Source organism: Pseudomonas sp. S2_C11 (assembly GCF_054668395.1).
Genome location: NZ_CP162765.1, coordinates 3506696 through 3527941 on the forward strand (window position 1 = coordinate 3506696; position 21246 = coordinate 3527941).

Genomic DNA, 21246 nt, shown 5'->3' on the forward strand with positions numbered 1-21246 from the left:
GATTGCGGATAATCCGCGCATTCGCTGCAAAACTTCCCCGGCACGCCGTCGCGAAGTAGTCAGCTCAACTGATCTGAACTGCCTTGGCAGCCCCGTCCCGACGGGACTTTATTGCATACGCGTCTTCCCTTTTAGCCACCCTCTCCGGTGGCTTTTTTTTGCCCGGGATTCTTGTTTCAGGGTTTTGCCACTGCGATGTGCAGAAGCCAGAAACGACAACGGCCGACCCGAAGGTCAGCCGTTGTCCGACAAACAATGCGCAATATCAATTCAACCGGTAACGATTGCGCACCTCCTGCTTCACGCCCCAACCCTCGATAATGCCGCCCAGCGGTTCGACCACGGCAGAAAAGCCTTGCTCGAAATCGCCGATGTCGTCATAGGTTGCGTACATCACTTTGCTCAATTCCAGCGACCAGGCGCCGTCGTCGCGCGCACTGACCTGGGCATTGATGGATTCACCGCGAAATTTGCCTGCTGCCCTGCGCGCCCGCTCCTCGTCCGGGAAAATCGCGTAGAACTCGATGGGATGGAACCGGGAAAAATCGAAGCCGCCTTCTTTCATGCGGCGCAGAACGTTGCTGCTGATGTCTTCTTGATAGGCTGTGCTCATGAATCGTCCCCCTCGATTGATGGATAGACTTTCCGTATTCCCGCCCCGGGCCTTTTGGCCTAAGTACTACGGCAACGTGGTTGCGCGCGGGAAACAAGCATGTAGCTGACAAGACCAGACCTTAGCGATCCATTCGCTGATCTCGCTTGCAGAGTAGCCCCAAGAGAGCGCCGCTGCCAAGGCCTGGTTTACGAGATGACAGGAAGTGTTCAGACAGGGGTGATGCTGAGGATTTCGATGCCGTTCTGGGTCTTGAGGTTTTTCACCCCGGCATCGGCGGTGCGCCCTTCCAGATCGTTGAGATCCAGCTTGGCGGCAACCGGAAGAAGCCGCTCCTTGATCAGCCGGGCGGCTTCATCATCGGACGGGCATTCCTCACGTTCGAAGACTTCATCAACAATTTCGCCGTGATCATCCACGAAAGTGACTTTCCACTTTTGCATCAGTGCCTCCTCGATCAACCCGTAAATGGGCTTACCTCTATCTCGACTTTTTTCCGCGAGAGTTGGTTCAAAAGGATTACAGCCGCCAACGGTGAAAATAACCATCCGATCGATAGGGCGGACTCTGTGGCGAGGGGATTTATCCCCGTTCGGCTGCGCAGCAGTCGTAAGACCGTCCATTGCGGTTTAACGGAGACACCGCGCCGGCCGGTTCAGGGATGCTGCGCATCCCAACGGGGATAAATCCCCTCACCACAAAAGCTCCCTTGCAGAGCGCCTTCAGCGTGATCAGTCGTTGCTCGGCTTGTTGACCGCTTGCAGCACGTATTGCGGCAAGGCGAACGCGCCGATGTGGATTTCCGGATTGTAGTAACGGGTGACGATGCCGCTGCCGATGAAGCGCTGTTGCAGGGTTTCACGGCTGAGCTTGCGGTAGGCCGGGTTGGTCGAGCCCCAGGCGAAGGTCATCGAGCCGCCGATGTAGGTCGGCACGGCGGCCTGGTAGAAGTGCCAGTCCGGGAACAGGCTGCGCAGGCGACCGGCGGTGGTTTTGACTTCGTCGATCTGCATGAACGGCGTGCCGTTCTGAGTCACCAGGATGCCGCCTTCGTTCAGGCAGCGGTGGCACGCCTGGTAGAAGTTCTCCGAGAACAGCACTTCGCCCGGGCCGATCGGGTCGGTGGAGTCGGAGATGATCACGTCGAATTTTTCAGTGGTGGTGGCGACGAAACGCATGCCGTCATCGATCACCAGGTTCAGGCGCGGATCATCGTAGGCACCGGCGGAATGGTTCGGCAGGAATTCCTTGCACATGTCGACCACGGTGCCGTCGATTTCGACCATGGTGATGTGTTCGACGCCGGCGTGCTTGGTCACTTCGCGCAACATGCCGCCGTCACCGCCGCCGATGATCAGCACGCGCTTGGCAGTGCCGTGGGCGAGGATCGGCACGTGGGTGAGCATTTCGTGGTAGATGAATTCGTCGGCTTCGGTGGTCTGGATCACGCCGTCCAGCGCCATCACCCGGCCCATGCGCGGGTTCTGGAAGATCACCAGATGCTGGTGTTCGGTGCGCACTTCGTGCAGCAGTTTTTCCATGCGAAAACGCTGGCCGTAGCCTTCGTAGAGGGTTTCCAGGTACTCGCTGGTCTTGGTAACGGTCATGGTCAAGTGCTCCGATAAATGCGCGGGCGCCATCGTGGGGACGATTGCCCGGGAAAGGCGCGCATTCTACGTTGCCGAAGATGACAGGTCGAACCTCAGCTTGTTTTTACCACCGCAAACCAATGTGGGAGCGAGCCTGCTCGCGAAAGCGGAGCGTCGGTTGCCGTTGATGGCGACTGACACAACGTCTTCGCGAGCAGGCTCGCTCCCACAGGGATGACCGTGTGATCGAAACTCAGCTCAGATCCGGACGTTACCCCGTGGCCCGGCAATAGCCCAGATGATCAGGCCCAGCACCGGCAGGAGGATAATCAGCAACACCCAGACGATTTTCATCCCGGTGGAGGCGCCGCTTTTGAGCACATTGATGATGGCCCAGATATCGAGGGCAAGGATGATCAGGCCGATCAGACCGTTAAACGTGGAACCCATGGTGTCGCTCCAGAATAGTGGCATGCACTTTTAGGATAGACGGTCGCGCGCAGGGTTCCCTTTTATTGCGTTCAGACGTGAACAGCGACCTTCAAGGCTTCCAGTGCCGGCGCAGCGGCGATGCCGACCTCGGCGCACAACTCCAGCACGCGGGGCACGTCGTTGCCGTAGACCAGGACCATTTGCAATTCATCGTCGAGCAACTGGCTGAAGTTCATCAACGTGTAACCGCCGTTTTCCTTGTTCAGGCTGCTCATCTGCACCTGGATGCGGTTGAGTGCGGTCAGTGCTTCGGTCTTGGCCAGTTGTTTGGGCGTGAGGTTGAAATCCACGCCGGGGCCAAACGAAGCAACGATTTGTGCGAACAGATCGACATAGGTATCGGCCTGGAACAGCACAGTTTCCGGCAGGCTGCCGACCACTACCCACTCACCTAGCGGGATCGGGAATGTGTCGTCGTAGTTGATGTCCGGATTGGCGGCCAGAAAAGCATTGGCATCGGCGTAGGCCTGCGCGGCTTCGTCGGCCACTTTCAGGATCTCGTCCTCGCCCATGCAGCCGGAGCTGATTTTGCTGATGAGTTCGACGAGTGCGGCTTTCATGAGGGCGGATCCTGTGATGGAGGTAGATTTTGCGGGCGCGAAGAATAGCGCAGAAAAGCAAAAGATCGCAGCCTTCGGCAGCTCCTACGGATTCTGCTTTTGACTGCGGACAGGCTGCGATCTTTTGACGTTTATCAGGCCAACAACTTTTCCAGCTGCGCAGTGGTATCGACTGCACCCATGGTCCGCGCCGCATCCAGCGCGGTCACGCCATTGGCGTCCTTGGCTCTCGGGTCAGCACCCTGGCCGATCAGGTAATCGACGATTTCAACGCGGTTGAACATCGCCGCCATCATCAGCGCCGTGCGGCCGTCGAAGGAAGAACCTTCAATTTCGGCGCCCGCCTCGACCAGCGCCTTGACCACCGCCAGATCGCCTTTGAACGCAGCGCCGGCAATCGGGCTCTGGCCGTTGCCATTGCGCATTTCCGGATCGGCTTTGTGTTTAAGCAGAACCTTCACCGCATCAACATGGCCGTAGTAGCTGGCGAGCATCAGCAAGGTGTCGCCCTTGCTGTTTTTCAGGTTCACCGGCAGCCCGGCGGTGACCAGGCGATCAAGCATCTCGGCATCACCGTCGCGCGCCTTGTTGAAAACCTGCTCGGTGAATTCGGCAGCTTCTTCAGGGGTCATCTGGCGGCTTTGGTCAGACATGTGGCACTCCATTTCGGTCTATCGGAAGCCGACAGTTTCCCGAGCGCGACGGTGCCTGTCACTCGGTTTTTTCCGAGCGTCCCGATAGCCACGCTCAATACCGATGTTTGCCTTGTTGAATATCAGCGAGGATTTGCTCACTGACATGCACATAAGTTTCGCTGCCCGGCAGCCAGGCGAAGATCGGGTCATCGCCCGTGAGGCCGGGATCGAAGCCTTCTGTTTTCAGGCGAGTCTTCTGGTACTTGAACGTGCCGGTGGTTTCCATTTTCACTTTCACCCGCAGGAACAACGGCACGGCATAAGCCGGCATACGTTGCCGGACGAAACTCAGCAATTCAGCGAAATCCAGCGTGGCCAAGGATTCCGCAGGAGTGATGGCGGCCATTCCGGCGCGCCCGTTGGTGTTGGGGATTTCGACACCGTAGGCCACGGCTTCAGCAATCAATGGATGTTGCAGCAACAGGTTCTCGACTTCGGTGGTCGACACGTTTTCACCCTTCCAGCGATAGGTATCGCCGAGGCGATCAACAAATTGCGCGTGGCCGAAACCGATGTTGCGCAGCAGGTCGCCGGTGTTGAAAAAGCGATCGCCCTTGTTGAACACATCGTGGAGGACGACGCGCGCGGTTTTCTGCGGATCGGTGTAACCGTCCAGCGGCGCTTTGTCGTCGATCCGCGCCAGCAGCAGGCCTTGCTCGCCCTTGCCGACCTTGCGCATGAAACCATCTTCGCCGCGCAACGGTTCGCCACTGTCATGGTCGTAAGCGACCAGTTCCCAGGCCATCAGCGAAAACCCGACGGTGTTGTCGAAATTAAGGATGTTGGTGAAACCGATGTTGCCGTCGCTGGCCGCGTACAGCTCACAGATATGCTCCACCGCAAAACGTGATTTGAACTCGGCCCAAGCACCAGGACGCAGGCCATTGCCGATCATCTTGCGCACATCGTGACGGCTGTCATCGACGCTGACCGGTTGTTCGACCAGGTAGCGGCACAATTCGCCAACATAGCCGATGGTGGTCGCGCGATAGCGGCGCACATCATTCCAGAACTGGCTGGCGCTGAATTTGCGGCGGATGGCGAAACCCGAGGCGCCGTTGATCGCCGATCCCCAACACACGCACAGACCTGTGGCGTGATACAGCGGCAAGGTGCAGTAAACGACATCATCCGGGCGCATATCGAGGGCGATCATGCCGAAGCTCGCCGAACTGCGCATCCACCGTCCGTGCTTGAAAACCCCGGCCTTGGGCAGACCGGTGGTGCCGGAGGTGTAGATGTAGAAACACGGATCGTCGAAGAATACTTGCGCGCTGCTCGGCGGGTTATCGCTGCTGGCGTCAGCACTGGCGCTGATCAGATTGACGTAATCCTCGGGCGCGATGCCCGGGTGGGTGTATGTGTCCTGATCAGCGACAAACCAGGTACGGGGCGCTGCGATCGCTACCTGATCACGCACGCCGGCATAGGCAGCGGTCAGTTCTTCGCCGACCACGATGGCCACAGGCGCAACCAGATTGATGCTGTGAACAAGCGTGTCGCGCATCAATGAGGTGTTGAGCAGCGCACTGACCGCGCCGAGCTTGGCCAGCGCCAGGATTGTCACCAGTAATTCCGCACGGTTCTCGATGAACACCGCGACCACATCGCCCTTGCCGATGCCCTGCTCGCTCAGGTAATGCGCGATGCGATTGGCCCACTGATTGACCTGTGTATAGGTCAAGGCAACGTCGCCCTGCAACAACGCCGCACCATCGGGATTGCGCAGCGTCGCCTGCTCGAACGTCCAACCCAGGCCGCACGTTTGGGTCGGATCCGTGACGTTGGCCACCTTCATGCCTTTGACCACCCGGGGGATGGCCTTGGCGATCATCGGCAGTTTGCGGAGCATCATGCCCCAGGTAATCGTGTCGCTTGGTGCGTGACGCATGAAAGCTCCCCGTTCGATCTTGACGTGCAGACCGCTGTTCTTGTTATCGGGTAATGACTGCGACCGACGCGTTTACTCCGTGGGTCGAGAAGGAAAGTACGTCAGTGCTCGCGGGGCTGTACACGCGGTTTTTGCAATGATTTGTATCCCGTCGCGCCTCCGGGGAAGAGCGGATTCTGGTACGGACGTTTGGTTCCGTTGTACGGAGAAAAATCACGCAAAATGCAGGATGCACGATGGCCATTCATGCAGATTGCACGACGCCTGCAAAATGCAACGCCTTCAACTTGTTGATTTTAAAGGGATTTTATTCGAATCAATACTGGCACAAACGCTGCAACTACCTCCGCATGCTTGCCATTCAAGTACATACGGAGCTGATGACATGAGCCTGATTCAAGAAAAATTTACATCGCTGTTCTCCAACTACGAAGTCAGCACTGCCCCGCGTCCTGACGGTGGCATCCTGCTCACTCTGCGTAGCAGCGACGGCAAAGTCTTCAAACGCGCCCTCTCGTATCAGCAACTGCATGCCGGTGACCAACTGTCGTGGGCGATCAGCGCGATCCGCCGCGACCTGGCCGAACAAGCCAGCGAGCTGCCGCAAATTGCGATGCTGCAGAGCCAGCAGCGTTTTGCTCTGCCGACCTATCACTCGCTGTAATTGGCTTTAAACAAAAACAGGCCGTGGAGCATGCGCTTCACGGCCTGTTTTTTGTGCGCATGATTTTTGTAGGAGCTGCGGTACGCTGCGATCTTTTGATCTTGATTTCATGCGTAAATCGAAAGATCGCAGCCTCGTTTCACTCGACAGCTCCTACAGGGATGCGTGCAATGGTCAGAACGCTTCCGGTTCGATCCCGGTAAAGCTGTCCACCGTCACGTGTCCTGCCAACTCCCCGCCTTCACGCGCCAGGCCACAGGTTTTCATGCCGGCTGACTGGGCAGCGTCGAGCTCTTCGACGATATCCGACAGGAACAGGATTTCATCGGCTTCAACACCCACCGCCTGCTGAATGTTGCGGTAGGACTGCGCCTCACGCTTCGGCCCCGATGTGGTGTCGAAATAGCCGCTGAACAGCGGTGTCAGATCCCCCGCTTCCGAGCAACCGAAAATCAGTTTCTGTGCCTGGATCGAGCCGGACGAGTAAACAAACAGTTGATAACCGGCCGCATGCCAACGTTGCAGCGCTTCAACGGCATCCGGATAAACATGCCCTTTCAACTGCCCGGCCTGATAGCCCTGCGCCCAGACCATGCCCTGCAACGCCTTGAGCGGCGTGGCTTTGCGGTCTTCAGCGATCCAGCTCAAGAGGATTTCAACAACCCGCTCGACATCGGCCTGCGGCTCATTGCTGTCTCGGCGCACGGCGTCGAGCTGTTCGGCGACATCGGCACGCGAAGCGGTCTGGCGCACAAAGTCGGGCAAATGTTCGGCGGCGTAGGGAAACAGCACGTCGAAGACGAAACTCACCGCGCTGGTGGTGCCTTCGATGTCGGTGAGGATGGCTTTGATCGACACGGTTTCAGTCCTCCAGACGCGGGAAACGACCGGCGATGTCTTCGCCGGTGAAATTGGCAACCCAGCCTTCCGGGTTGTTGAACAGACGAATCGCCACGAAATGCGGATGTTCGCCCATGTCGAACCAGTGCTTGGTGCCGGCCGGAACCGAGATCAGGTCGTTCTTTTCACAGAGCACGGCGTAGACGTAATCGTCGATATGCAGGGTAAACAAGCCACGACCGGCGACGAAAAATCGCACTTCGTCTTCGCCATGGCGGTGCTCTTCGAGGAACTTGGCGCGCAGCTCGGCTTTTTGCGGATGATCACTGTTGAGGCTGATCACATCGACCGTAATGTAACCGCGCTCGGTCATCAGTTTGTCGATCTGCTCTTTATAAGCGCTGATGACCTCTTCCTGACTGGCGCCGGGCTGAATCTTCGCGGCGGCCTGCCAGCGGTCGAAACGCACGCCCTGCTCGGCCAGCGTCGAGGCGATGTCTTCGAAATGGGTCAGCACCTTGTTGGGAATCTCAGGGCTGGAAACGTGATAAACGGACAGGCTGCTCATGGGCAATTCCTCGGTAGCGGCGGCGCCGTCCGGCTCTTGAAGACCGGTCGGGCGCCGCATGGCATCAGGCAAACGGGCTGTTTCAGATGAACTCAGCCTTGGCGGTTCATGACGCTGCGGGTTTTCAACTCGCATTCAAACAGGAATTCAAAAGCCTCGATCTGCCGCAGCGCGTCGCTCATCTGCGCGCCCCAGGTATAGAGACCATGGCCGCGGATCAGATAACCGACGCAATCGGGATGGGCGTCGAGCCAAGGCTGCACCTTGGCGGCGAGGCGCGCAATGTCCTGATCGTTGTCGAAAATCGGCACACGCACCCGTGATTCGTGGGTGGAAATGCCGCTGAAGGCTTTCTGCAATTCGTAGTCTTCAAATTCGATGAAATCTTCCGGGGTCAGGCGCGACAGCACCGTGGCATTCACCGAATGGGTGTGCAGCACCGCGCCGATTTCCGCGCGCCAACTGTAGAGCTGGGTGTGCAGCAAGGTTTCGGCGGAGGGTTTCTTGCCCGGCTCCAGGCTATTGCCGGACAGATCGGTAGCGAGCACGTCATCCACACCCAACTGGCCCTTGTGCTTGCCCGATACGGTCAACAGCGCTTCGCTCGGCGACAGGCGTGTCGAATAGTTGCTGCTGGTAGCTGGCGACCAGCCACGGCCATATAGAAAACGCCCGGCGTCAACGATCTGCTGGGCGAGCTGTTCACGACTAAGGCTCATGGCCTGTCCTCTTGCATACATGTGGCAATGATAACGGCAGCGGCAAGCGCTGCGAGACTGGCAATACTAAAGGTCAATGTTGCGCCGAGGGCATTCCAGCTGTAGCCGGAATACAGCGCGCCGAGCGCCCCGCCGGTGCCGGCCAGTGCCGCATACAGCGCCTGGCCCTGGCCTTGCTGGCGGGCGCCGAAACTACGTTGCACGAAAGCGATGGCAGCCGCATGAAAGCTGCCGAATGTCGCTGCATGCAACACCTGGGCGAACAACAACACCCAGAGAAACTCCGCAAACGAACCGAGCAGCACCCAACGCAACGCCGTCAGAAGGAAGCTCGCCAGCAGCACCCGGCGCAGGGAAAAGCGCGCCAGAATGCGGCTCATGGCCATGAACATCAGCACTTCCGCCACCACGCCCACGGCCCAGAGCATACCGATGACGCCACGGCTGTAACCGAGGCGTTCAAGGTGCAAAGTCAGAAAGGTGTAATACGGCCCGTGGCTGACCTGCATCAGCGCGACGCAAGCATAAAACGCCAGCACGCCGGGATGACGCAATTGCTTGAGGAAGCCCTCACCCGTCGGCCGATTGCCTTGCGCCGGCTGTGCATTCGGCACCCACAGGCTGCTGAGAACGATACCGGCCATGATCAGCACCAACGCCGCTGGGTAGATGTCCAGACTCAGCCATTCGAACAGCCGTCCCAGCACCACCACAGTGATGATGAAGCCGATCGAGCCCCACAGGCGAATCTGGCTGTAACGCGAGGTCTGCCCCTGCAGATGCGCGAGGGTGATGACTTCGAACTGCGGCAGCACCGCGTGCCAGAAGAACGCATGCAGGGCCATGACCATCGCCAGCCAGGCGTAGGTCTGGCTGACGAAAATCAGCGAAAAGGTCAGCAACGTACAGACCGCACCAAAGCGCACGATGGCCAGACGCCTGCCGGTGTAATCGCCGAGCCAGCCCCAGATGTTCGGCGCCACGCAGCGCATCAGCATCGGAATCGCCACCAGCTCGCCGATGCGTGCGGCGCTGAAGCCGAGGTGATCGAAGTACAGCGCCAGAAACGGCGCTGTCGATCCGAGCAAGGCGAAATAGAACAGATAGAAACTGGACAACCGCCAGTAAGGAAGCGCCGCCACGCCCGTTATGCCGCGACGGCTTTGAGCGCAGCCATCAGAGCTGGCCCAGCACCGGCGTGCTCACGCGCACATCGGCGTTCTGCCCACGGTGGCGCAGCAGGTGATCCATCAGCACGATGGCCATCATCGCTTCGGCGATCGGCGTCGCGCGGATGCCGACGCATGGGTCGTGACGACCCTTGGTGATCACGTCGACCGGGTTGCCATTCACGTCGATCGAGCGGCCCGGGGTGGTGATGCTCGAGGTCGGTTTCAATGCCAGATGCGCAACGATTGGCTGGCCGGACGAGATGCCACCGAGGATGCCGCCGGCGTTGTTGTTGAGGAATCCTTCCGGCGTCAGTTCATCGCGGTGTTCGGTACCACGCTGGGCGACACAGGCGAACCCGGCGCCGATCTCGACGCCCTTGACCGCGTTGATGCTCATCAGCGCGTGGGCCAGTTCGGCGTCGAGGCGATCGAAGATCGGCTCGCCAAGACCCGGCATCACGCCTTCGGCGACCACGGTGATCTTCGCTCCGACCGAGTCCTGATCGCGGCGCAACTGGTCCATGTACGCTTCCAGCTCCGGGACCTTGTCCGGGTCAGGACTGAAAAAGGCGTTTTCTTCGACCGAATCCCAGGTCTTGAACGGAATTTCGATCGGGCCGAGCTGGCTCATGTAACCGCGAATGACGATGCCCTGACTGGCCAGATACTTCTTGGCGATCGCACCGGCCGCCACGCGCATGGCGGTTTCCCGCGCCGAACTGCGGCCACCGCCGCGATAATCGCGTTCGCCGTATTTATGGTGATAGGTGTAGTCGGCGTGAGCCGGGCGGAACAGGTCCTTGATCGCCGAGTAGTCCTTGGACTTCTGGTCGGTATTGCGAATCAGCAGGCCGATCGAGCAACCGGTGGTGCGGCCCTCGAACACGCCGGAGAGGATTTCGACTTCATCGGCTTCCTGGCGCTGGGTGGTGTGGCGGCTGGTGCCGGGCTTGCGGCGATCGAGGTCGCGCTGCAGATCTTCCAGGGAAATCTCCAGGCCCGGCGGGCAGCCGTCGACAATGGCGACCAACGCCGGACCATGGCTTTCGCCAGCGGTGGTGACAGTGAACAACTTGCCGTAGGTATTGCCGGACATGCAGGACGCTCCGTGAAATCAAACCCGAATTCTTGATGCGCGCCAGTATACGCAGGCTAACCGACTAGTTCATCCTCGAACCTTAGTGGTGCTGGCGAGTCCAACCGGCACCTTGACCAATGATGGCGTGATGATGCTGCGAGTTCTGATCTTGAGTCTTACCCTCTTTACCGGCTTTGCCCAAGCGACAGTCCTACAGCGCCCGGTCACTCTGGACACCGGCAGCGGCGAACTTTTCGGTTCGCTGTTGCTGCCCAAGTCCGACAGCCCGGTGCCGATTGTTCTGATGATTTCTGGCTCAGGTCCTACAGATCGCGACGGAAACAACCCCGACGGCGGACGCAATGACAGCCTCAAGCGCTTGGCCTGGGTGCTGGCCAAACACAACATCGCCAGCGTGCGCTATGACAAGCGCGGCGTCGCCGCGAGCCTGGCGGCCGCTCCCGATGAACGTGATTTGTCTGTAGAAGGCTATGCGGCGGACGCAGTGGCATGGGGGCAGAAGCTCAAGGCCGATCCGCGTTTCGGCAAACTGATTCTGCTCGGCCACAGCGAAGGCGCGCTGATTGCCAGCCTCGCCGCGCCGAAGCTGGACGCAGCGGCGGTGATCTCGCTGTCCGGCAGCGCGCGCCCGGTCGACCAGGTCATCCGCGAACAGTTGGCGCGCAGCCTGCCGCCGCCACTGATGCTGCGCAGCAACGAACTGCTCGACAGCCTCAAGGCCGGCCATACCGATGACAACGTGCCGCAGCCGTTGCAGGTGATCTTTCGCCCGAGCGTGCAGCCGTACCTGATTTCGCTGTTCCGTCAGGACCCGGCGCAGGCCTTTGCCCAGTTGAAAATGCCGGCGCTGATTGTCCAGGGCAGCAACGACATTCAGGTCGGCACCGAGGACGCGAAGCTGCTCAAGGCGGCGAAACCGGAAGCGCAACTGACGGTGATCGACGGTATGAATCACGTGCTGCGCATCGTCCACAACGACATGAAGCGGCAATTGGCCTCCTACAAGGACCCGAATTTGCCCCTGGCCGCCGAACTGGGCGCCGCCGTCATCGAATTTATTGACGGAATTCGTGCAAGTTAACTGCGTTTTACCCTCCAGCCTCACAGAAAACGGCCGATAAGCCTTTGTCGCCAGCGCAACGTCTGGCGGCAAGCAGGGCTTGGACAGGATCTCGCCGTTATGACTGAAACCCAGACTTCACCCGACACCAGCGCTGAAAAAGACGCATCGCCAGCGGTCGAACTGCCGTGGGCGGACGTTCAGGCCGAGCACCACAAGATGCTCCGCCTGGCGCCGCTGCAGACCGACCGCAATACCGGCGGCCGGCCGTTGCGCTTTGTCGAATTCGGTTACGCCGAGCGCAACAGCAAAGAGCGCAGCCTGATGCGCATGGCGATCAAGCTGCCCAACCAGCGCGTGCGCAAAGAGCAGAATCATCTTGATGTGTGGGTAGACCACGCGAGCAAACGGGTGAGCTTCGGTCCCGATAGCGGCTTGCAGATTGAACCGCTGAATCGCGGTATCGGCCGCTTCATGGCTGCGCAAGGCATCAATTGGGCGAAAAAGCGCTGGCCCGGCTACACCGTCGACGGCATGGACCTGAACAACAAGGACGCGCTCAACGAAGACACTCGCTTGCGTCGCGACCATTTCCTGCGCGTGCACGGTTTCGATGTGGCTTACGCCGACGCCCAGCATTTGAAAGGCAGCATCAAGGCCGTGCAGGTCGGTGATCTGCTCGGTGACTGGAACAGCGAAAAGCTGCAGATCGTCGAAATTCTTGAAGCCGCGCAGATGCTCCAGCAGGCCGAACAGAACCTGGCCGAGCAGGAAGTGAAACTGAAGAAGCAGGAAGAAAAAGTCAGCAAGTTCAAGCGTGAAGACGCCGGGCTGCGTTTCACCATTACGTGTCTGGTGGCATTTGCGGTGTTTCAGGCGGGGTTGTTGATCTGGATTGCTACGCACCGCTGAGGGCTTGAGCGCGTACTGATCGTTCCCATGCTCTGCGTGGGAATGCAGCCCGGGACGCTCCGCATCCCAAAAGCGGACGCAGAGCGTCCATTGATGCATTCCCACGCGGAGCGTGGGAACGATCTGTCACAACCTTAGACGCGGGACGCGAACAGGGCCTGATGCGCGCGGCACTGCTCGGCTGTCAGCATGAACACGCCATGCCCACCACGCTGGAACTCCAGCCAGGCGAAATCGACTTCCGGGTACAACGCCTCGACGTGCACCTGGCTGTTGCCCACCTCGACAATCAACAAACCTTTCTCGGTCAGGTGATCCGCCGCTTCGGCGAGCATGCGCCGGACCAGATTCAGACCATCATCACCGCAGGCCAGACCGAGTTCCGGCTCGTGCTGATATTCATCCGGCATGTCGGCGAAATCTTCCGCATCGACGTAGGGCGGGTTCGACACGATCAGGTCGAAACGCTGACCCGGCAAGCCATCGAAGCCATCACCCTGCACCGTGTAGACGCGCTCATCGACGCCATGGCGCTCGATGTTCTGGTTGGCCACTTCCAGCGCTTCGAACGACAGATCCGCGAGCACCACTTCGGCATTCTGGAATTCGTAAGCGCAAGCAATGCCGATGCAGCCGGAGCCAGTGCACAGGTCGAGAATCCGCGCCGGTTCGTTGCCGATCCATGGCGCAAAGCGGTTTTCGATCAGTTCACCAATCGGCGAACGCGGGATCAGCACGCGCGGGTCGACGATGAACGACATGCCGCAGAACCAAGCTTCACCGAGCAGATAGGCGGTCGGAACGCGATCCTCGATGCGGCGCTTGAGCAAGCGCTGCAGATTGACCAGTTCGTCATCTTCCAGCGCGCAATCAAGATAGCTGTCGGCGATTTCCCAAGGCAGGTGCAAAGCGCCCAGTACCAACTGGCGCGCCTCGTCCCAGGCGTTGTCGGTGCCATGACCGAAAAACAGATCCTCCCCATGGAAGCGGCTGACGGCCCAACGGATGTGGTCGCGCAGGGTACGAAGTCGGGAAGTGATCACGGCGTAGAACTCCAGAAAAAACGACTGGCGATTCTAGCAGCCAAAACGCGCGACGACGACGCAGGAAAAACCGCGTGGTAACGGTAGGAGATTTCTTTTTTTGCATCAGGCATTGAACGGAACGTGTAACTTGACAAGGCTGCAGGCCAAGAACGACGGCGCCTACGATGGTAGCGATTCACAGAACCGCTCAGCCAGAGGACAATGTCGCAAAAGCCCCACCCCGAGGAGCCCCAGAATGTCCGTTCCAAAAACGATGTTTCAACTCAGCGGCCGCGGTTACGCAGCGGCCACACTGAGCCATGCCACCGTGGTCATCATCGATGCCCAGAAGGAATACCTCAGTGGCCCGCTGGCCCTGAGCGGCATGGACGCGGCCGTCGCGAACATCAAACAAGTGGTTGCCGCAGCCCGTGCCGCCGGTCGGCCGATCGTGCACGTGCGTCATCTCGGCACCGTGGGTGGCCTGTTCGACCCGCAGGGCGAACGTGGCGAGTTCATCCCTGGTCTGGAACCACAGGGTGATGAAACCATTATCGGCAAACTGCTGCCGAGCGCGTTCCATGGCACCGAACTGCTCGAGCGCCTGCAGAACCTCGGCTCGCTGGACCTGATCGTTTGCGGTTTCATGAGTCACTCCAGCGTCAGCACCACCGTGCGCGCGGCGAAGAATCTCGGTTTCCGCTGCACTCTGGTCGAAGACGCCTGCGCGACACGCGATCTGCCGTTCAAGGGCGGCGTGCTCAGCGCCGAGCGCGTGCAGGAAGCGGAAATGGCGATCATGGCCGACAACTTCGCCACGCTGGCCAAGACTCAGGACCTGATCTGATCCTGCCCTTGCGAGCGGTGCGTTGGCGCCGCTCATCCGCTATATCCGCTGATTTGCCGCAAATGCCATAGCCTCAGGAACAACCCGGTCAACTCCCGGTCGAAGGGCCGATACCATTGAGGAAGGTCGGAATGAAGTTATCCGATGGATTTGACGCACGCCGTTTGCGGCCCAAAGGCCAAAGCAACTGGCGTTTTCGATTTGGCGCGGCGATCTCGGCCATTCTGGCGACGTTCGGCGTGCTGCTGGCGATGGCCGGGGCAGCCAGCCTGCTCGGCCGCCCGCCGGCGCTGGGTGACCTGAACGCATCACCGCTGGGCTCGGCAATCATGCTCGCGGTCGGCTTGCTGTTTCTGTATTTCGGCGTTGCCCTGTGGCGCCGCTGCCGACGTCGCGCACGGCAATCGCGGGAACTGAACATGGCCCCGCATCTGATGAAAAAACACGACTGACCCAACGGCCTGGCTTTTTGCCGGGCCGTTTTCTGTCGACTTGGGTAAACTGGCCGCCCTTCGCGGAGGCTGACATGCAAGACGACGATTTTTCTCTGTTCAAAAGTGCGATCCAGGGCGTCAAGCCGATCAAGCACGACCGCGCCGACACCGGCAAACCCAAGGCTGACCGCGCGCAGATTGCCAAGCTGCGTCAGTCCGCCACCGTGCGCAGCGACACCACCATCATTGATGGCTTGTCCGACCAGTTCGTGATCGACGTCGGCCCGGAAGACGAGCTGATGTGGTCCCGCGACGGCGTGCAGGAAAGCCAGATGCGCAAGCTCAAGGTCGGGCAGATCCCGTTCGAAGGCAGTCTCGACCTGCACGGCATGAGCGTGGAAAAGGCTCGGGAAACACTTTGGGCATTTCTTGCCGAAGCGACCAAATTCGAAATCCGCTGCGTGCGCGTGACGCACGGCAAGGCTGTGCGCCTGGATGGCAAGCGCCCGATGATCAAAAGCCACGTCAACACCTGGCTGCGCCAGCATGCGCAAGTGCTCGGTTTCTGCTCGTGCCAGGCCAAACACGGCGGTGCCGGCGCGGTTTATGTGATGCTGAAACGGACGATGATGGAAGGCCGCGACGAATAAAGCCGTCACACCGAACTTGCAGGGTTGTGTCCGCCACCGTACCCTTGCCCTTTGCGAAAATCCCCACAGGTAGTTTCATGTCCCTGGAACAGAATTACACCGCGATTCTCGGCCAATTGGGCGAGGACGTCTCCCGCGAGGGCCTGCTCGACACGCCAAAGCGTGCCGCCAAAGCCATGCAGTACCTCTGCCGCGGTTATGCACAGACGCTCGAAGAGGTCACCAATGGTGCCCTGTTCAGCTCCGACAACAGCGAAATGGTGCTGGTCAAGGACATCGAGCTGTATTCGTTGTGCGAACACCACTTGCTGCCGTTCATCGGCAAGGCGCATGTCGCCTATATCCCGAGCGGCAAAGTGCTGGGCCTGTCGAAGGTTGCGCGGATCGTCGATATGTACGCCCGTCGCCTGCAGATTCAGGAAAACCTCAGCCGCCAGATCGCCGATGCGGTGCAGCAAGTCACCGGCGCACTGGGCGTGGCCGTGGTGATCGAAGCCAAGCACATGTGCATGATGATGCGCGGCGTCGAAAAGCAGAATTCGTCGATGATCACTTCGGTGATGCTCGGTGAGTTCCGTGAAAACGCGGCAACCCGTAGCGAATTCCTCAGCCTCATCAAGTAATTCGCAACAGAAAAGAGCCGGCGTTGATCGCCGGTTTTTTTTCGCCCGTGAAAAATCGGGTAAGCTGCGCGCCTTTCTTCATTTGCACCGTGAGGCTTTCAACGTGTTCGTCAAAGCGCTTCGTGTCGGCCTCGGCCAACTGGTTATCTTCATCGATTTCATCACCCGCCCGGGCAAGACCAAACGCCCCGCTGCTGCTCAGGCACAAGTCGACGCTGCCGCGAAAGATCTGACCCTGTACCAATTTCACGCCTGCCCGTTCTGCGTGAAAACCCGCCGCGCCCTGCATCGCCTGAATGTGCCGGTGGCGCTGAAAGACGCGAAGAACAACGAGCAGGATCGCCAGACCCTGCTGGAACAGGGTGGCCGAATCAAAGTGCCTTGCCTGCGAATTGAAGAGAACGGGCAGACAACCTGGATGTATGAATCCAAGGTGATTATTGATTATCTGGATAAGCGGTTTGCTGCAGTCTGACATTGATGTGCTGTGGCTGAAGGCGCCATCGCTGGCAAGCCAGCTCCCACAATTCTTGTCTACAACCTGAGATCAATGTGGGAGCTGGCTTGCCAGCGATGAGGCCCGTCAAATCATCACAAAACTCAGACAATGATAAACCGGCCCTCCAGCCGGTTTATTGCTTATCAGGCCGCCCTCTCCATCTGCGCCCGCCGCACCACCGCCGCCAACCGCTTCAACCCTTCATCCAGCCGCGCCGGATCGATGTGGCTGAAATTCAGGCGCAAATGCCCATGATGCTTGTCCGGCTCGGGAAAGAACGGCTCACCGGGCATGAATGCCACATCATTGGCCAATGCCTCATTGAGCAAAGTGCGCGTATCCAGCGGTTGCTTCAGCGTCAGCCAGAAGAACAGTCCGCCTTGCGGCATGTCCCAGTCAGCCAGATCGGCAAAATGGCTTTCCAGCCCCATTTGAAACGCATCTCGCCGCAGCCGATAGAAATCCCGCAACTCACTTAAATGCTGTTGATACTTTTCCGAGCCGATCCATTGCAGCGCCTGCCACTGACCGATGCGATTGGTGTGCAGATCCGCCGATTGCTTGAGCTTGAGCAGGTGCGGGAACAGATCCGCACTAGCGATCAAATAACCGACACGCAAACCCGGGAGCAAGGTTTTCGACACGGTGCCGGTGTAGATCCAGCTGGCTTTTTTCAGACGCGCCGCAATCGGCTTCGCGCTGCCACCATCGAAAGTCAGTTCGCGGTATGGCTCGTCTTCAATCAGCGTGACGCCAAATTCATCGAGCAATGCCGCAACCGCTGCGCGCTTGGCCTCGCTGTAGCGCACGGCGGAAGGATTCTGAAACGTCGGGATCAGGTAGATAAACGCCGGGCGGTGTTGTTCCAGACGTTTGCGAAGTTGCGCCAAGTTAGGTCCGTCCGCTTCCTGCGGCACGGTCAGGCAATCGGCGCCGAAAAGCTGGAAGATTTGCAGCGCGGCCAGATAAGTCGGCGCCTCCAGCAAAATTTCCGTGCCCTTGTCGATATACAGTTTTGCCGCCAGATCCAGAGTTTGCTGGGAACCACTGACCACCAGCACCTGACTCGCATCGCACTCGAGGCCCAGCGCCCTCGCCTCTGCCGCCAAAGCTTCGCGCAAGGCCGGCTCGCCTTCGCTCATGCCGTACTGACCCAGCGATAACGGCATTTCGTCCCACTCGACCTTCGGCAACATCGCCTCAGCCGGCAAGCCGCCGGCGAACGACATGACCTCCGGACGCTGGGCCGCCGCGAGGATTTCTCGGATCAAAGAACTTTTAAGGCGCGAGACACGTTCGGACAAAGCCATGGAGGTCACCGTAGCAAGGCATGCAGGAAATGAGTCAAACTTGTTGACTGAAATTACGACAGCTTGAGCGAGTACGTCAACATGCTTGACCTTAAGAACCCCTCTACTCAGCAACAGGCCATGGAAGCGTTTTTCTTCGGCTATCAGGCGTTCACTGCCAAGGCTGATGAAATGCTCGAGCGTCGCGGCCTCTCGCGGGTGCATCAGCGCATCGTGTTTTTCATCGCGCGCTATCCGAACCTGAGTGTGAAAGAGTTGCTGGCCCTGCTGGGCGTGAGCAAACAAGCGTTGAACATGCCCCTGCGCCAGTTGCAGGAAATGCATCTGGTCGACAGCGTCGCTTCGCAGACGGACAAGCGTAAGCGCCTGCTTGAGTTGACGGCGGAAGGCGCGAAGTTCGAGCAGGCGTTGCGCCGTGAGCAGGTGAAATTGCTCGAGCGGGTATTTGCCGAGGCTGGGGAAGCGGCGGTGAATGGGTGGTTGGCGGTGAATCTGGCGCTTGGGGGGAATCAGCCGCATCTGGATTGACAGGACCGCCCTCTTCGCGAGCAGGCTCGCTCCCACATTGGAACGCATTCTCCTGTGTGAGCGAGCCTGCTCGCGAAGCCATCCTGATAGCCATATATCCCTATCGGCAAAAAAATCGGCGACAAAAACCAAAACAATATTTGCTTTATTTGTACACAAAAGCATAATCCACTGCGTGCGAGTTCCTGACTATACGGTCAACAAATTCGCGTATGCCTCAAAGGGCCGCTGCCACCCCTCATGGGTCCGGCCCTGGAAATAACAATAAAACTCTTGAGGAGTACTCGCTGTGGAAAGCCGCAAATCCGAAGCACCGCCGCTCGAGCTCACGCCGCCATTACGCAATGGCCTGCTGGAGCGTCTGTTCAAACTCAGCTTGCATGGCACCACGGTGAAGACCGAGCTGATTGCCGGTCTGACAACCTTCATCACCATGGCTTACATCATTTTCGTCAACCCGAACATCATGGCCGACGCAGGCATCGATCACGGTGCGGCCTTCGTCGCCACCTGCATCGCCGCTGCGCTCGGTTGCCTGTTGATGGGGCTCTATGCCAATTGGCCGGTGGGTCTTGCACCGGGCATGGGCCTCAATGCTTTCTTCACCTACACCGTGGTCGGCACCATGGGCTACAACTGGGAAACCGCCCTCGGCGCGGTGTTCGTCTCGGGCGTGCTGTTCATGTTCCTGACCTTTTCGCGGATCCGCGAGTGGCTGCTCAACAGTATCCCGGTCAGCCTGCGGTTCGCGATGGGCGCCGGTGTCGGTCTGTTTCTGGGCCTGATCGGTCTGAAGACGGCCGGTATCGTCGTCGACAGCCCGGCGACGCTGATCAAGCTGGGTTCGCTGCGTGAACCTGGCCCGCTGCTCGCTGCGATCTGCTTCCTGATGATCGCGATCCTCAGTTACCACCGCGTGTTCGGTGCGATCCTGATCAGCATCATCACCGTCACCCTCGCCGGCTGGGGCCTGGGTCTGGTGCACTACGAGGGCATCATGTCCGCGCCGCCGAGCCTGGCACCGACCTGGATGGCAATGAACGTCGCCGGCGTGTTCAACGTCAGCATGATCAGCGTGGTGCTCGCGTTCCTCTTCGTGCACATGTTCGACACCGCCGGTACGCTGATGGGCGTGGCCCAGCGCGCCAACCTTGTCGCCGCTGACGGTCGCATCGAGAATCTTTCCCGAGCCATGAAGGCTGACAGCGCATCCAGCGTATTTGGCGCCGTGGTGGGGGTTCCACCCGTGACAAGTTACGTGGAAAGTGCCGCCGGCGTAGCCGCTGGTGGTCGGACTGGTCTTACCGCCGTCACCGTGGGTGTGCTATTTATAGCAGCCATGTTTTTCGCACCGCTGGCTGGCATGATTCCCGCTTATGCCACGGCAGGTGCACTGATCTACGTGGCGATGCTGATGATGGGCGGTATGGCCCACATCGAATGGGACGAAGCGACCGACGCCATTCCGGCGATCGTCACGGCGATCATGATGCCGCTGACCTTTTCGGTCGCCGACGGCATCGCGCTGGGCTTCATCACTTACGTCGCGTTGAAGGCTGGCACCGGCAAGTACAAGGAAATTTCCGTCAGCCTGTGGGTGCTCTGCGCGATCTTCATCGCCAAGTTCATCTTCCTGTAAACGCTGCGCGGTTCAGGCTTCAAACCAGCCTCACCCTCACCGGTGGGGCTTTTGCACATCTCGATAACAACAAAGGAGCAATACGATGAGTCTGGAAACCTGGCTGCTGTTCAGTGGCGCTGCGCTGGTGGTGATCCTGATCCCGGGACCGCTGTCATTGCTGATGATCAGCAACAGTCTGAATTACGGTTTGCGCCGGTCGTACCCCGCGTTCCTGGGTGGCGTGATCGCCTCGATCTGCCTGCTCAGCGCGTCGGCACTTGGCCTCGGCGCATTGCTAATGGCTTCGGAGCAGTTGTTCAGCGCATTGAAAATCGTCGGCGCGCTGTACCTGTTCTACCTCGCCTGGCAGAGCTGGCAGCAGTCGCGGCAGCCATCGACGGGCGCCGAAGTACCTGAGGCTGCACCGGTGCCGCGTTTTCGCACATTGTTCGGACGCGCTTTTGTACTGGGTGCGAGCAATCCGAAGGACATCCTGTTTTTCGCCGCGTTTCTGCCGCAGTTCCTCCGCGCTGAGCAACCTTTTCTGCCGCAATTGCTGATCATGATCGCGACCTGGGTAGTGCTCGATCTGTGCTGCAAGCTGGCCTATGGCCTGGGCGCCCATGGCGCCGCACGTTATCTGCGCAGCGGCAAAGGCCAGAGTTGGTTCAATCGGGTCAGTGCCGGACTATTTGGTGGTGCTGGCGCCGCGTCGTTGCTTGGCAGCCACTGAAAAGCGCCACTATTGATCATCCTGCCGGAACGGACCTCGGGCGGGATGATGTGTTGTTTTGAATCAATTCAACTCGAACAACATTCAATCTTTGATATGCAA

General features: G+C 59.2%; 25 protein-coding genes. 11 read left to right on the forward strand and 14 right to left on the reverse strand.

From position 1 onward, the window contains the following. Positions 1 to 265: 265 nt before the first annotated feature. The 7 genes from AB4N48_RS15795 to AB4N48_RS15825 form a co-directional block, all read right to left on the reverse strand. Complete coding sequence (locus AB4N48_RS15795; protein ID WP_003223226.1) at positions 266 to 613, reverse strand: ribonuclease E inhibitor RraB; 348 nt, start codon at positions 611 to 613, stop codon at positions 266 to 268. A 209-nt stretch (positions 614 to 822) separates the two neighbouring features. Further along, positions 823 to 1056 carry a hypothetical protein gene (locus AB4N48_RS15800; RefSeq protein WP_150638715.1) on the reverse strand — a complete coding sequence of 78 codons (234 nt, stop codon included), beginning with the start codon at positions 1054 to 1056 and terminating at the stop codon, positions 823 to 825. A gap of 288 nt (positions 1057 to 1344) precedes the next feature. Continuing rightward, positions 1345 to 2220, reverse strand: coding sequence for a polyamine aminopropyltransferase (gene speE, locus AB4N48_RS15805; RefSeq protein WP_016773785.1), 876 nt, complete (start codon positions 2218 to 2220; stop codon positions 1345 to 1347). Between the two features lie 240 nt (positions 2221 to 2460). Then, positions 2461 to 2652 (reverse strand): PLDc N-terminal domain-containing protein, encoded by a 192-nt coding sequence (locus AB4N48_RS15810; protein WP_016773784.1) that lies wholly within the window; start codon positions 2650 to 2652, stop codon positions 2461 to 2463. Positions 2653 to 2723: 71 nt separating this feature from the next. Next, complete coding sequence (locus tag AB4N48_RS15815) at positions 2724 to 3254, reverse strand: hypothetical protein (protein WP_460093911.1); 531 nt, start codon at positions 3252 to 3254, stop codon at positions 2724 to 2726. A 134-nt stretch (positions 3255 to 3388) separates the two neighbouring features. Continuing rightward, positions 3389 to 3907 carry an ankyrin repeat domain-containing protein gene (locus AB4N48_RS15820; protein WP_056784059.1) on the reverse strand — a complete coding sequence of 173 codons (519 nt, stop codon included), beginning with the start codon at positions 3905 to 3907 and terminating at the stop codon, positions 3389 to 3391. A gap of 94 nt (positions 3908 to 4001) precedes the next feature. Next, positions 4002 to 5840: a long-chain-acyl-CoA synthetase gene (locus AB4N48_RS15825; RefSeq protein WP_460093913.1), complete on the reverse strand. Its 1839-nt coding sequence runs from the start codon at positions 5838 to 5840 to the stop codon at positions 4002 to 4004. 385 nt (positions 5841 to 6225) lie between these two features. On the opposite strand from AB4N48_RS15825, the gene AB4N48_RS15830 reads away from it, so the two are divergent. Then, positions 6226 to 6504, forward strand: a complete 279-nt coding sequence (locus tag AB4N48_RS15830; RefSeq protein WP_016773780.1) for a DUF3509 domain-containing protein — start codon at positions 6226 to 6228, stop codon at positions 6502 to 6504. 174 nt (positions 6505 to 6678) lie between these two features. On the opposite strand, the gene mtnC is transcribed toward AB4N48_RS15830, so the two are convergent. From mtnC to aroC, 5 genes are all read right to left on the reverse strand, one after another. After that, positions 6679 to 7362, reverse strand: a complete 684-nt coding sequence (gene mtnC, locus AB4N48_RS15835; RefSeq protein ID WP_236169483.1) for an acireductone synthase — start codon at positions 7360 to 7362, stop codon at positions 6679 to 6681. A gap of 4 nt (positions 7363 to 7366) precedes the next feature. Then, the gene (locus AB4N48_RS15840) at positions 7367 to 7912 is read right to left on the reverse strand and encodes a 1,2-dihydroxy-3-keto-5-methylthiopentene dioxygenase (RefSeq protein WP_038861971.1); all 546 of its coding nucleotides are present in this window, start codon (positions 7910 to 7912) and stop codon (positions 7367 to 7369) included. A gap of 92 nt (positions 7913 to 8004) precedes the next feature. Further along, entirely contained in the window at positions 8005 to 8631 is a 627-nt protein-coding gene (locus AB4N48_RS15845) for a methylthioribulose 1-phosphate dehydratase (protein ID WP_024012225.1), read from the reverse strand. Further along, positions 8628 to 9773 (reverse strand): MFS transporter, encoded by a 1146-nt coding sequence (locus tag AB4N48_RS15850; RefSeq protein ID WP_460093915.1) that lies wholly within the window; start codon positions 9771 to 9773, stop codon positions 8628 to 8630. Before AB4N48_RS15850 ends, AB4N48_RS15845 begins: the two co-directional genes overlap by 4 nt. Positions 9774 to 9807: 34 nt before the next feature. After that, positions 9808 to 10899 carry a chorismate synthase gene (aroC, locus tag AB4N48_RS15855; RefSeq protein WP_460093917.1) on the reverse strand — a complete coding sequence of 364 codons (1092 nt, stop codon included), beginning with the start codon at positions 10897 to 10899 and terminating at the stop codon, positions 9808 to 9810. A 130-nt stretch (positions 10900 to 11029) separates the two neighbouring features. Between aroC and AB4N48_RS15860 the strand changes: the two genes are divergently transcribed. Together AB4N48_RS15860 and AB4N48_RS15865 are read left to right on the forward strand one after the other, a co-directional pair. Beyond that, complete coding sequence (locus tag AB4N48_RS15860; protein ID WP_056786766.1) at positions 11030 to 11983, forward strand: alpha/beta hydrolase; 954 nt, start codon at positions 11030 to 11032, stop codon at positions 11981 to 11983. Positions 11984 to 12082: 99 nt separating this feature from the next. Continuing rightward, entirely contained in the window at positions 12083 to 12874 is a 792-nt protein-coding gene (locus AB4N48_RS15865) for a hypothetical protein (RefSeq protein WP_056784049.1), read from the forward strand. A 134-nt stretch (positions 12875 to 13008) separates the two neighbouring features. On the opposite strand, the gene prmB is transcribed toward AB4N48_RS15865, so the two are convergent. Next, positions 13009 to 13917 carry a 50S ribosomal protein L3 N(5)-glutamine methyltransferase gene (gene prmB / locus AB4N48_RS15870; RefSeq protein ID WP_016773773.1) on the reverse strand — a complete coding sequence of 303 codons (909 nt, stop codon included), beginning with the start codon at positions 13915 to 13917 and terminating at the stop codon, positions 13009 to 13011. Positions 13918 to 14155: 238 nt separating this feature from the next. Here prmB and AB4N48_RS15875 point away from each other — a divergent pair, with 238 nt between their 5' ends. From AB4N48_RS15875 to AB4N48_RS15895, 5 genes are all read left to right on the forward strand, one after another. Next, positions 14156 to 14746: a cysteine hydrolase family protein gene (locus tag AB4N48_RS15875; RefSeq protein WP_016773772.1), complete on the forward strand. Its 591-nt coding sequence runs from the start codon at positions 14156 to 14158 to the stop codon at positions 14744 to 14746. Between the two features lie 131 nt (positions 14747 to 14877). Then, positions 14878 to 15198: a hypothetical protein gene (locus AB4N48_RS15880; RefSeq protein WP_041479344.1), complete on the forward strand. Its 321-nt coding sequence runs from the start codon at positions 14878 to 14880 to the stop codon at positions 15196 to 15198. A gap of 74 nt (positions 15199 to 15272) precedes the next feature. Then, complete coding sequence (locus AB4N48_RS15885; RefSeq protein ID WP_071171525.1) at positions 15273 to 15830, forward strand: Smr/MutS family protein; 558 nt, start codon at positions 15273 to 15275, stop codon at positions 15828 to 15830. Between the two features lie 77 nt (positions 15831 to 15907). Continuing rightward, positions 15908 to 16453: a GTP cyclohydrolase I FolE gene (folE, locus tag AB4N48_RS15890; RefSeq protein WP_011062625.1), complete on the forward strand. Its 546-nt coding sequence runs from the start codon at positions 15908 to 15910 to the stop codon at positions 16451 to 16453. Positions 16454 to 16556: 103 nt separating this feature from the next. Next, positions 16557 to 16928, forward strand: a complete 372-nt coding sequence (locus tag AB4N48_RS15895) for a glutathione S-transferase N-terminal domain-containing protein (protein WP_041479340.1) — start codon at positions 16557 to 16559, stop codon at positions 16926 to 16928. A 167-nt stretch (positions 16929 to 17095) separates the two neighbouring features. Here AB4N48_RS15895 and AB4N48_RS15900 read toward each other — a convergent pair whose 3' ends face one another. Further along, positions 17096 to 18262, reverse strand: coding sequence for an aminotransferase-like domain-containing protein (locus AB4N48_RS15900; RefSeq protein ID WP_406228618.1), 1167 nt, complete (start codon positions 18260 to 18262; stop codon positions 17096 to 17098). A gap of 81 nt (positions 18263 to 18343) precedes the next feature. Between AB4N48_RS15900 and AB4N48_RS15905 the strand changes: the two genes are divergently transcribed. The 3 genes from AB4N48_RS15905 to AB4N48_RS15915 all read left to right on the forward strand — a co-directional run bounded on the left by AB4N48_RS15905 (position 18344) and on the right by AB4N48_RS15915 (position 21144). Then, positions 18344 to 18790 carry a MarR family winged helix-turn-helix transcriptional regulator gene (locus AB4N48_RS15905; protein WP_041479388.1) on the forward strand — a complete coding sequence of 149 codons (447 nt, stop codon included), beginning with the start codon at positions 18344 to 18346 and terminating at the stop codon, positions 18788 to 18790. A gap of 289 nt (positions 18791 to 19079) precedes the next feature. Next, positions 19080 to 20429 carry an NCS2 family permease gene (locus AB4N48_RS15910; RefSeq protein ID WP_024012217.1) on the forward strand — a complete coding sequence of 450 codons (1350 nt, stop codon included), beginning with the start codon at positions 19080 to 19082 and terminating at the stop codon, positions 20427 to 20429. A gap of 85 nt (positions 20430 to 20514) precedes the next feature. After that, on the forward strand, positions 20515 to 21144 hold the full coding sequence (locus AB4N48_RS15915; protein ID WP_041479336.1) for a LysE family translocator: 630 nt from the start codon (positions 20515 to 20517) through the stop codon (positions 21142 to 21144). Positions 21145 to 21246: the final 102 nt, after the last annotated feature.

What these genes read in the sequence shown, in the direction of transcription:
- AB4N48_RS15815 (WP_460093911.1), bottom strand. Translation starts at nt 3,254, where the DNA reads ATGAAAGCCGCACTCGTCGAACTCATCAGCAAAATCAGCTCCGGCTGC.
- AB4N48_RS15845 (WP_024012225.1), bottom strand. Translation starts at nt 8,631, where the DNA reads ATGAGCCTTAGTCGTGAACAGCTCGCCCAGCAGATCGTTGACGCCGGG.
- aroC (WP_460093917.1), bottom strand. Translation starts at nt 10,899, where the DNA reads ATGTCCGGCAATACCTACGGCAAGTTGTTCACTGTCACCACCGCTGGC.
- AB4N48_RS15830 (WP_016773780.1), top strand. Translation starts at nt 6,226, where the DNA reads ATGAGCCTGATTCAAGAAAAATTTACATCGCTGTTCTCCAACTACGAA.
- AB4N48_RS15880 (WP_041479344.1), top strand. Translation starts at nt 14,878, where the DNA reads ATGAAGTTATCCGATGGATTTGACGCACGCCGTTTGCGGCCCAAAGGC.
- AB4N48_RS15875 (WP_016773772.1), top strand. Translation starts at nt 14,156, where the DNA reads ATGTCCGTTCCAAAAACGATGTTTCAACTCAGCGGCCGCGGTTACGCA.
- AB4N48_RS15800 (WP_150638715.1), bottom strand. Translation starts at nt 1,056, where the DNA reads ATGCAAAAGTGGAAAGTCACTTTCGTGGATGATCACGGCGAAATTGTT.
- AB4N48_RS15900 (WP_406228618.1), bottom strand. Translation starts at nt 18,262, where the DNA reads ATGGCTTTGTCCGAACGTGTCTCGCGCCTTAAAAGTTCTTTGATCCGA.
- AB4N48_RS15825 (WP_460093913.1), bottom strand. Translation starts at nt 5,840, where the DNA reads ATGCGTCACGCACCAAGCGACACGATTACCTGGGGCATGATGCTCCGC.
- AB4N48_RS15820 (WP_056784059.1), bottom strand. Translation starts at nt 3,907, where the DNA reads ATGTCTGACCAAAGCCGCCAGATGACCCCTGAAGAAGCTGCCGAATTC.
- AB4N48_RS15840 (WP_038861971.1), bottom strand. Translation starts at nt 7,912, where the DNA reads ATGAGCAGCCTGTCCGTTTATCACGTTTCCAGCCCTGAGATTCCCAAC.
- AB4N48_RS15795 (WP_003223226.1), bottom strand. Translation starts at nt 613, where the DNA reads ATGAGCACAGCCTATCAAGAAGACATCAGCAGCAACGTTCTGCGCCGC.
- AB4N48_RS15860 (WP_056786766.1), top strand. Translation starts at nt 11,030, where the DNA reads ATGATGCTGCGAGTTCTGATCTTGAGTCTTACCCTCTTTACCGGCTTT.
- AB4N48_RS15865 (WP_056784049.1), top strand. Translation starts at nt 12,083, where the DNA reads ATGACTGAAACCCAGACTTCACCCGACACCAGCGCTGAAAAAGACGCA.
- speE (WP_016773785.1), bottom strand. Translation starts at nt 2,220, where the DNA reads ATGACCGTTACCAAGACCAGCGAGTACCTGGAAACCCTCTACGAAGGC.
- folE (WP_011062625.1), top strand. Translation starts at nt 15,908, where the DNA reads ATGTCCCTGGAACAGAATTACACCGCGATTCTCGGCCAATTGGGCGAG.
- AB4N48_RS15905 (WP_041479388.1), top strand. Translation starts at nt 18,344, where the DNA reads ATGCTTGACCTTAAGAACCCCTCTACTCAGCAACAGGCCATGGAAGCG.
- AB4N48_RS15915 (WP_041479336.1), top strand. Translation starts at nt 20,515, where the DNA reads ATGAGTCTGGAAACCTGGCTGCTGTTCAGTGGCGCTGCGCTGGTGGTG.
- AB4N48_RS15810 (WP_016773784.1), bottom strand. Translation starts at nt 2,652, where the DNA reads ATGGGTTCCACGTTTAACGGTCTGATCGGCCTGATCATCCTTGCCCTC.
- AB4N48_RS15885 (WP_071171525.1), top strand. Translation starts at nt 15,273, where the DNA reads ATGCAAGACGACGATTTTTCTCTGTTCAAAAGTGCGATCCAGGGCGTC.